5 protein-coding genes and 1 pseudogene are annotated in these 9,101 nt (G+C 73.9%); all 6 read left to right on the top strand.

What is annotated here, in order from left to right; genetic code table 11:
* A pseudogene (locus HP550_RS09920) lies at positions 1-465 on the top strand (hypothetical protein); the annotation flags it as partial.
* Positions 462-2,213: a hypothetical protein gene (locus HP550_RS09915; protein ID WP_175347513.1), complete on the top strand. Its 1,752-nt coding sequence runs from the start codon at positions 462-464 to the stop codon at positions 2,211-2,213. The pseudogene HP550_RS09920 and the gene HP550_RS09915, both read left to right, overlap by 4 nt.
* Complete coding sequence (locus tag HP550_RS09910) at positions 2,200-2,832, top strand: hypothetical protein (RefSeq protein ID WP_175347512.1); 633 nt, start codon at positions 2,200-2,202, stop codon at positions 2,830-2,832. Before HP550_RS09915 ends, HP550_RS09910 begins: the two co-directional genes overlap by 14 nt.
* The gene (locus HP550_RS09905; protein ID WP_175347511.1) at positions 2,819-4,225 is read left to right on the top strand and encodes an AMP-binding protein; all 1,407 of its coding nucleotides are present in this window, start codon (positions 2,819-2,821) and stop codon (positions 4,223-4,225) included. The genes HP550_RS09910 and HP550_RS09905 overlap by 14 nt, the downstream gene beginning before the upstream one ends.
* A gap of 249 nt (positions 4,226-4,474) precedes the next feature.
* Positions 4,475-7,696 carry an isoleucine--tRNA ligase gene (ileS, locus tag HP550_RS09900; protein ID WP_175347510.1) on the top strand — a complete coding sequence of 1,074 codons (3,222 nt, stop codon included), beginning with the start codon at positions 4,475-4,477 and terminating at the stop codon, positions 7,694-7,696.
* A complete protein-coding gene (locus tag HP550_RS09895) occupies positions 7,693-9,090 on the top strand; it encodes a bifunctional folylpolyglutamate synthase/dihydrofolate synthase (protein ID WP_175347509.1) in 1,398 nt (465 codons plus the stop codon). Before ileS ends, HP550_RS09895 begins: the two co-directional genes overlap by 4 nt.
* The last annotated feature ends 11 nt before the right edge of the window (positions 9,091-9,101 follow it).

Below are 9,101 nucleotides of genomic sequence, written 5' to 3'. Positions count from 1 at the left end.
GCCGCGCTGCGGGAGGCCGTCTCGCTGCCGGCGCCGGTGGCGGTCGCCGCGCTCGGGCTGCCGCCCGGCACCGACCCGGCGGCCACGCTCGCGCGGCACTCCGTCGACCCGTGGTGGTGGCCCGGCTACCGGACAGAGCCCGGCGTGCTGCGTCGCATCGGCGGGTTCCGCGGCTACGGCGGCCCCTGGCTGGGGCGCCCCCGCGTCGTGGCGGGCGGGCCCACGGGGTGCGCGGTGACGGCCGACGGCGTGCGCTGGGCGATCGTCGCCGACATCCACGGGTCCGCCGTGACCCGGCTGGCCGACGAGGACTCCGTCCCGCCCACGGTGACGGTGGCGGTGACCCTCCCGGTGCCCTGGGCGGACACGGTGACCGGCGCGGTCCCCGCGAGCGTCGGCTCGCCGGTGCTCGTGGTGAGCCGCCGGCACTCGTACCAGGTCGACGCCGTCCGGCCGGCCGCATGACCACGCAGGTGCTGGACGACCTCGCGGCGCGCTGGCTGGCCGTGTGGCCGGACGCGCTCGCGGCCTGGGGCCGGACGTCGCGGATGCACGCCCCCGTCCTGCACACCGAGCCGTGCGGCATGCCCTCGTGGGCCTGGTACACGACCGACGACGTCGAGGTGCACATCGACCTCACCGTCGTGGCCGAGCGGGGGATCGAGGACCACGCGCTCGCCGTGCTCGCCCACGAGATCGGCCATCACCTCCTCGCGCCCGTCGACCGGCTCACCAGCCTGAAGATCGCGGCGCGCGTCAAGGTGGGGCTGGTGGACATGGACCACCTGATCGGGCTGGTCGCCAACCTCTGGTGCGACCTGCTGATCAACGACCGGCTCCAGCGCCGGGCCGGGGTCGACCGCGCCTCGCTGGCCGCGGCGGTCGGCACGCCCGACGCCGACAACGTCCTCGGCCTGCTCATCGGGCGCACCTACGAGATCCTCTGGGAGCTGCCCCGCGGGCGGCTGTCCGGCGCCGGGCCTGCGTCCGAGGAGCACGCCCACCTCTGCGCGCGGCTGGTGCGGGCGTACGCGCGGGACCCGGTCGGCGGGGCTGCCGGGTTCGCCCGTCTGCTGCGCGGCGAGATCGACCCGGAGTGGCTGCGCGCGCCGGAGAGCACCGGGTCCGTGGGCGCGCTGGGCTGCGGCGGGGACCAGGGTGGTGCCGGGGGCGTGCCCTTCGGACTGGCCTCCGACCCGACGCTCGCCGCCCCCGCGACGCATCCCGCCCTCGACGCGCGGGTGGTCGGTGGCACGGGCGGTGCGACGCCGGAGTCCGCGACCGAGGGCGCGGTCGGCGGCGGAGGCAACGGCCTCGAGCCGGCGGCCCTGCACGCCCTGCTCACGGCCCTGGGCAGCACGACGTCCGCCCAGCAGGTCGCCGCCGCCTGGTACCGCGAGCGCGCCGCGCCGCACCTGGTGCCGTTCCCGGTCCGGGAAGGGCCGACCACGTCCGAGCAGCTGCTCGGCGGGCTCGACCCGTGGGAGGTCGGCGACGACCTGTCCACGATCGACTGGTCAGGCACCATGGCCGCGTCTCCCGTGGTGGTGCCGGGGATGACCACGGTGCAGCGCGCGTACCTCGAGGACGAGCAGGTGAAGTCGCGTCCGCGCCCGGTCGACCTAGACCTCTACCTGGACTCGTCGGGCTCGATGGCCAACCCGTCGGTCACCGCGGCGCCGATCGCGCTCGCCGGGGCCGTGCTCGCACTGTCCGCCCTGCGTTCGGGCGCCCGGGTGCAGGCCACGACCTGGAGCGGCAGCGGTCAGGCGATCGGCACCGAGGGCTTCACCCGCGACGTCGACGCGGTCATGGCGGCCGTCGTCGCGTACATCGGCGGCGGGACGTCCTTTCCCCTCGAGCTGCTGGAGCGCACCCACCTGGGCGCCGACGGGAAGCCCCCCACCACGACCGGGCCCACGCACATCGCCGTCATCTCGGACGACGGGGTGTCGACGATGTTCCGACCCGAGGCGGGCTGGCGGGCGGGGACGATGCGGACGGTCGGCAGCGACATCGCCACGCGGGCACTGGAGGCGGCGGGCGGGGGCGGCAGCCTGGTGCTGCGGATCTCTCCCGAGGGACGGCACAGGATCGCCTCCATGGCCGGCCGCTACCGGGCCTACGCCGTGCAGACCGATCCCGACCTCGTCACCTTCGCGCGCGACTTCTCCCGCGCCACGTGGGGCGGGGGCGACCATGGTCGACGCTGACCCGGCGCGCGTGCCGTCCGGTCCGTCGTTGGCGACGGTCCGGCACCGGTTGGCGGCCGCGCCCCCGGACCTGTTCGAGCCGACGGTGGTCACGGCCGCCCTGGTCGCGGACCTCGCCGTCGAGCTCGACGGCACCGTCCTCGACGCCGCGTCGCTCGACCGGCTCGACGCCGACCTCGACCCCGGCGTCGGTGCCCTCACCGTCGACCTGGCGACCCGCCGCGTGCTGGTCGGGCTGGTCTGCTGGCTGGTGCGCGACCCGGCGGTGCGCACGCACCCGGGCGTGCAGGCGGCCGCGGCAGGTCAGAGGACCCGCTGGATGCTCGACATCGTCTCGCAGGTGCAGGTCGAGCTGGCCGGCCTGCGGCCCGACCGGGACTGGGTGCAGCTGGACGAGGCGCGCGACGAGCTGGCCCGGGCGTTCCTGCGCTTCGCGAGGGTCCTGCCGGCGGGGGAGGACCTGGCGACCGCGCAGGACCGGTGGCTCGCGGTGAGCACCGCGTACCAGCGGGACCTGGTGCGGGAGATGGCCGTCGAGCAGGCGCGGGCCGAGGAGCTCGAGCGCGCGCTCGCCGCGCAGAAGGCCAAGGAGGCGGCGGCGCAGTATGCCAACTACTGAGAGCAGCCCGGTCCCGGACCCGGCCCTGACCGGCTACACGCCGATGGGTTCGGTGGGACTCACGGACGCCGAGCGCTGGCCGACGCTCGACGACGACGGCCACGCGCGGCTCGCGGCTCTGCGGGCCCACCCGGACGCACCGGTCTGGGTGCACGCGACGGGCGACCGGCTCACGGCGGCCGACGAGCCCGCGCTGGCGGCGGCCGAGCACGGCCCGACCGACGCGGACTGGGTGGCCGGCCTGATCGCGCGCGTGCACGGCTCCGTGCCCGCGTACCGGCGTGCGCAGCGCGAGGGCCGCAGCGGACCGGGCTCCGACCTGTCCGAGCTGCCGACCGTCACCCGCCAGGACCTCGTGGACGACGTCGCCTCGTACGTCCCGGTCGACGTACCCCTCGACCGCGTGCTCGAGGGGTCGAGCTCGGGGAGCACCGGTGCCGCGCTGAACGTGCCGCTGCACCCGGCGAGCGTCGCCGCCGACCTGGTGCTCCTCCAGCGGCTGGTCGCCGCGACGGGTGCCGTCTGGGAGTCCGATCCCGGCCGGCTCGGTCTGGCCAACGTGATCGACCAGCGGACGGCGTTCACGTACGCGTCCGCGATGACCGCGTTCCGCCGCCCGGCGGGCGCCCCGGCGCCGCTGATGGCCCGGGTCAACCTCAGCGGCTGGGCCGACCCGGACAGCCGCGACCGGTTCCTGGTGGCCATGGACCCGCAGGTGCTGAGCACGGCCACCCTCCCGCTGCTGCGCCTGCTCGACCTCGACCTCGACCTGCACCCGGTGGCGGTGGTCAGCGGGGCGACCGACCTGCCGACCGCCGTGCGGGACGCGGTCGCGGCACGGTGGGGCTGCCCGGTGCTCGACCTCTACGGGCTGCGCGAGACGGGGCCGGTCGCGGTGTCCACGGACGGGCGCGGCCACGTCCTCGTCGCGCGTCGGGTGCACGTCGAGATCCTCGACGCCTCGGGCGGGCCCGTGCCCGACGGCACCCGCGGCGAGATCGTCGTGACGGTCGACGAGAACCCGTACCTGCCGCTGCTGCGGTACCGCACGGGCGACCACGCCGCGCTCGTCCGGGACGTCCGTGGCACGGTGCTCGTCGGGCTCGAGGGACGCGCACCCGTGCTGTTCCGCGCGGCCGACGGGACGCCCCGGCCCTCCATCGACGCGACCCAGCTGCTCCAGGCGTACGGGCTCGCCGCGTACCACCTGCACCAGGGCGCCGACGGGTCGGTGCACCTGCGGGCGCTCCCGCTGCGCGGCCTCGGCCTCGACCCGCGTGCGGCCGCGGACGCCGTCGCCCGCTGGCTCGGCCGGCCCGTCGGGCTGACGGTCCTGGACGACGTCGGCGGGCTCGGCCCGGGCAAGCCGCGCCGGTTCTCGGTCGACGTCTGAGGGTGCCCGTGCGTTACCCTGGGCCGCACAGGCGTCGACCCGGCCATCACCGGTGAGCCTCCGGAAGAACGGGTGCGCGAGCACCTCAGTAGAACCGGACGGGTAGGCCCGTCACAGCCCTCATCAAGTGGTCGACGCCCCGGTGACGGGGAGCCGGCAAGCGAGGTGGTACCGCGGTAGAGCCCGGCCGGTCCGGACCCCATCGTCCTCGCAGCCGAGAGCGACGCACGACCACAGGAGAGCCCGACCGTGGCCTACCCGCTGCACCGCCAGAACGATGTGCCCGCGTCCCCGGACCTGCCGTCCCTCGAGAAGGACGTGCTGGCCTACTGGGAGGCCGACGGCACGTTCCAGGCGTCGATCGACTCGCGCGAGGCCGGCGAGCACGGCAGCAACGAGTACGTCTTCTACGACGGCCCCCCGTTCGCCAACGGCCTGCCGCACTACGGCCACCTGCTCACGGGCTACGCCAAGGACGTCGTGCCGCGCTACCAGACCATGCGCGGCCGCCGCGTCGAGCGCCGGTTCGGCTGGGACACGCACGGCCTGCCCGCCGAGCTCGAGGCGCAGCGGCTGCTCGGCATCACGGACACCGCCCAGATCGAGGCGATGGGACTGGCCGCGTTCAACCAGGCGTGCCGCGAGTCGGTGCTGCGGTACACCGGCGAGTGGCGCGAGTACGTGACGCGCCAGGCGCGCTGGGTCGACTTCGACCACGACTACAAGACCCTCGACGTGACGTTCATGGAGTCGGTCCTCTGGGCGTTCAAGCGCCTGTACGACCAGGACATGGCGTACGAGGGCTACCGCGTGCTGCCGTACTGCTGGCGCGACGAGACGCCGCTGTCCAACCACGAGCTGCGCATGGACGACGACGTCTACCAGTCCCGCCAGGACCCCGCGCTGACGGTCGGGCTGCGGCTGGAGACCGGCGAGCTGGCCCTCATCTGGACGACGACCCCGTGGACCCTGCCGAGCAACCTGGCGATCGCGGTCGGCCCGGACGTGGACTACGTGACCGTCGAGCCAGGCCCCGACTCGGCGCTCGCGGGGGAGCTCGTGGTCCTCGCGGCCGCCCGTCTGGGTGCCTACGCCAAGGAGCTCGGGGAGGCCACGGTCGTGGCGACGGTCAAGGGCCGGGACCTCGCAGGCCGCCGCTACACGCCGCCGTTCGACTACTTCGTCGGCCGCGCGAACGCCCACCAGGTGCTGCTCGGCGACTTCGTCACCACCGAGGACGGCTCGGGCATCGTGCACATGGCGCCCGCGTTCGGTGAGGACGACATGGTCGCGTGCGAGGCGGTCGGCATCGCCCCCGTCGTGCCTGTCGACTCCAAGGGCCTGTTCACCACCGAGGTGCCGGACTACGCCGGGCAGCTGGTGTTCGACGCCAACAAGCCGATCACCGCGGACCTCAAGGCCGGCACCGGCCCCCTGGCGCGCGTCCCCGCGGACCAGCGTTCCGTCCTGGTGCGCCACGAGACGTACGAGCACTCCTACCCGCACTGCTGGCGCTGCCGGAACCCGCTGATCTACAAGGCGGTGACCAGCTGGTTCGTGCGCGTGAGCGACTTCCGCGACCGCATGGTGGAGCTCAACCAGGACATCTCCTGGACCCCCGACCACATCAAGGACGGCCAGTTCGGCAAGTGGCTGTCGAACGCGCGCGACTGGTCGATCAGCCGCAACCGCTACTGGGGCACGCCCATCCCCGTGTGGGTGTCGGACGACCCGTCCTACCCGCGCGTCGACGTGTACGGCTCGCTGGCCGAGCTGCAGACCGACTTCGGCCGGCTGCCGACCAACGAGGCGGGCGAGCCCGACCTGCACCGGCCGTTCATCGACGAGCTGACGCGCCCGAACCCGGACGACCCGACGGGCGCGTCGACCATGCGCCGCATCCCCGACGTCCTGGACGTCTGGTTCGACTCGGGCTCGATGCCGTTCGCCCAGGTGCACTACCCGTTCGAGAACGCCGACTGGTTCGAGCACCACTACCCGGGCGACTTCATCGTCGAGTACATCGGCCAGACCCGCGGCTGGTTCTACACGCTGCACGTGCTGGCCACCGCGCTGTTCGACCGCCCCGCGTTCCGCAACTGCATGTGCCACGGCATCGTGCTGGGCGACGACGGCCGCAAGGCCAGCAAGTCGCTGCGCAACTTCCCGGACCCGGTCGAGATGTGGGACCTGTACGGCTCGGACGCCGTGCGCTGGTTCCTCATGTCGAGCTCGATCCTGCGCGGCGGCAACCTCATCGTCGGCGAGGAGGGCATCCGCGACGGCGTGCGCCAGGTGCTGCTGCCGCTGTGGAGCACGTACTACTTCTTCTCCCTCTACGCGGGTGCCGCGGACCGTGGAGCGGGCTACACGGCCACGCCGGTCGATGCCGCGCGCGCCGCGACGCTCGCGCCCATGGACCGGTACGTCCTGGCGCGCACGGGGGACCTGGTGGCGCGCACCACGGAGCAGTTGGATGCGTACGACATCGCGGCCGCCTGCGAGACCGTGCGCGAGCACCTCGACCTGCTGACCAACTGGTACGTGCGCACCCAGCGGGACCGGTTCTGGGCGGAGGACGCCGACGCGTTCGACACCCTCTGGACCTCGCTCGAGGTGCTCACCCGCGTCATGGCGCCGCTCGCGCCGCTGGTGTCGGAGGAGGTCTGGCGGGGCCTGACCGGCGGGCGCAGCGTGCACCTGACCGACTGGCCGACGGTGGACCTGGCCCCGGCAGACCCGGAGCTCGTGACGGCGATGGACCAGGTGCGGGCCGTCACGTCGACCGCGCTCGGCCTGCGCAAGGCCGCCGGGATGCGCGTCCGGCAGCCGCTGCACACGCTCACCGTCGCGGTCGACGACGCGGACGCCCTGGCGCCGTACGCCGACCTGCTCGCGGCCGAGCTCAACGTCAAGCGCGTCGACCTGGTGACGGCCGACGCCGGCACCGCCGAGCGGTTCGGCATCACGCAGCGCCTCGCGGTGAACGCCCGGGCCGCCGGCCCGCGTCTCGGCCGGGGGGTGCAGGCCGTCATCCAGGCCGCGCGCTCCGGGGCGTGGCGCGTGGACGGCGACACGGTCGTGGTCACCACCGGCGACGGTGACGTGGCGCTCGAGGCCACGGAGTACGAGCTCACGACCGTGGTGGGCGCCGAGGGTGGGGCCGCGGCGGTGCTGCCGGGCGGCGGGTTCGTCGTGCTCGACCTCACCCTGGACGACGACCTGCGCGCCGAGGGCTACGCCCGCGACGTGGTGCGCGCCGTGCAGGACGCGCGCAAGGCGGCCGGTCTGCAGGTGGGGGACCGGATCCTGCTCACCCTCGGCGTCCCGGCCGAGCACCTGGCCGCGGTCGAGCGGCACCAGGACACCATCGGGCGCGAGACTCTGGCCGTCTCGGTCACGGTGCAGGACGCGGTGGCCTCGCTCGAGGTCACCGTGGAAGCCGTCGAAGCCGGGGGGTACGAGGCATGAGCCGACGCGAGCACGGAAGGCCCACAGGAGCCGACCACCTGCGGACGCAGGCCGAGAAGGAGGCCCGGGACGCCGCCGACGAGGTGTACCGAGGCATCCTCGCGCGCGCTCCCGAGCACGAGATCGACCCGTCGTTCGACCGCACGCTCGCTGTCATGGAGCTGCTGGGCGACCCCCAGAAGGCCTACCGCGTCGTGCACATCACGGGCACCAACGGCAAGACGTCCACCGCGCGCATGGTCGAGCGGCTGGTCCGTGAGCACGGCCTGCGCACCGGCCGGTTCACCAGCCCGCACCTCTCCCGAGTGAACGAGCGGATCGTCATCGACGGCGAGCCCATCAGCGACGAGCGGTTCGTCGAGGTGTGGCAGGACGTCGCGCCCTACGTGCACCTGGTCGACCAGCGCTCGGCGCAGGAGGGCAAGCCGCAGCTCTCGTTCTTCGAGGTGTTCACCGTGATGGCGTTCGCGGCGTTCGCGGACGCACCCGTGGACGTCGCCGTGATCGAGGTCGGCATGGGCGGGCTGTGGGACTCCACCAACGTCGCCGACGGCGAGGTCGCGATCATCACGCCGATCTCGATGGACCACGAGCGGTACCTGGGCGACACGCTGCTGGACATCGCGTCGGTCAAGGCGGGGATCGTCAAGGACGGCGCGACCCTGGTGCTGGCCGCGCAGCAGGAGGACGTCGAGGGCGTCGTGCTCGCGGCCGCGGCCGAGAAGGGTGCGCGCGTGGTGCGCGAGGGCGTGGACATCGAGGTCGGTGAGCGCCAGGTGGCCGTGGGCGGTCAGCTGATCACCCTCCAGTCGCTCGGCGGCACCTACACCGAGATCTTCCTGCCGCTGCACGGCGAGTTCCAGGCGCAGAACGCCCTGCTGGCGCTGACCGCGACGGAGGCCCTGCTCACCGGCGGGCGCGCCCTCGACCCGGGCATCGTCGAGGTCGCGTTCGCGGACGTGGACTCGCCCGGCCGGCTCGAGGTGGTGCGGTCCAGCCCCACGATCATCGTCGACGGCGCGCACAACCCCGCGGGGGTCGAGGCGTTGGTCACCGCGGTCGAGGAGGCGTTCGAGTTCCACCGCCTCGTCGGCATCGTCGGCGTGATGGCGGACAAGGACCCCGAGGGCATGCTGTCCCTGCTGGAGCCCCTGCTCGCCGAGGTGGTGATCACGCGTGCATCGAACACCCGCGCGCTCGACGTGGAGGACCTGGCCGAGGTGGCGATCGACATCTTCGGTGAGGACCGGGTGCACGTGGCCGAGCGGCTGAACGACGCCCTGGACCTGGCGGTGTCTCGCGCGGAGAGCGAGGTCGAGCGCGGCTCGGGCGTGCTCGTCACCGGCTCGATCCTGCTCGTCGCGGAGGCACGCCGACTGCTGGGCCGTCCCTGACTGCTGGTCAC

It is taken from the genome of Cellulomonas humilata (assembly GCF_013359775.1).
Taxonomy (GTDB): Bacteria; Actinomycetota; Actinomycetes; order Actinomycetales; family Cellulomonadaceae; genus Cellulomonas; species Cellulomonas humilata.
Note: the sequence above shows the minus strand (reverse complement) of the source record. Positions and strands in the feature narration are given on the sequence as shown.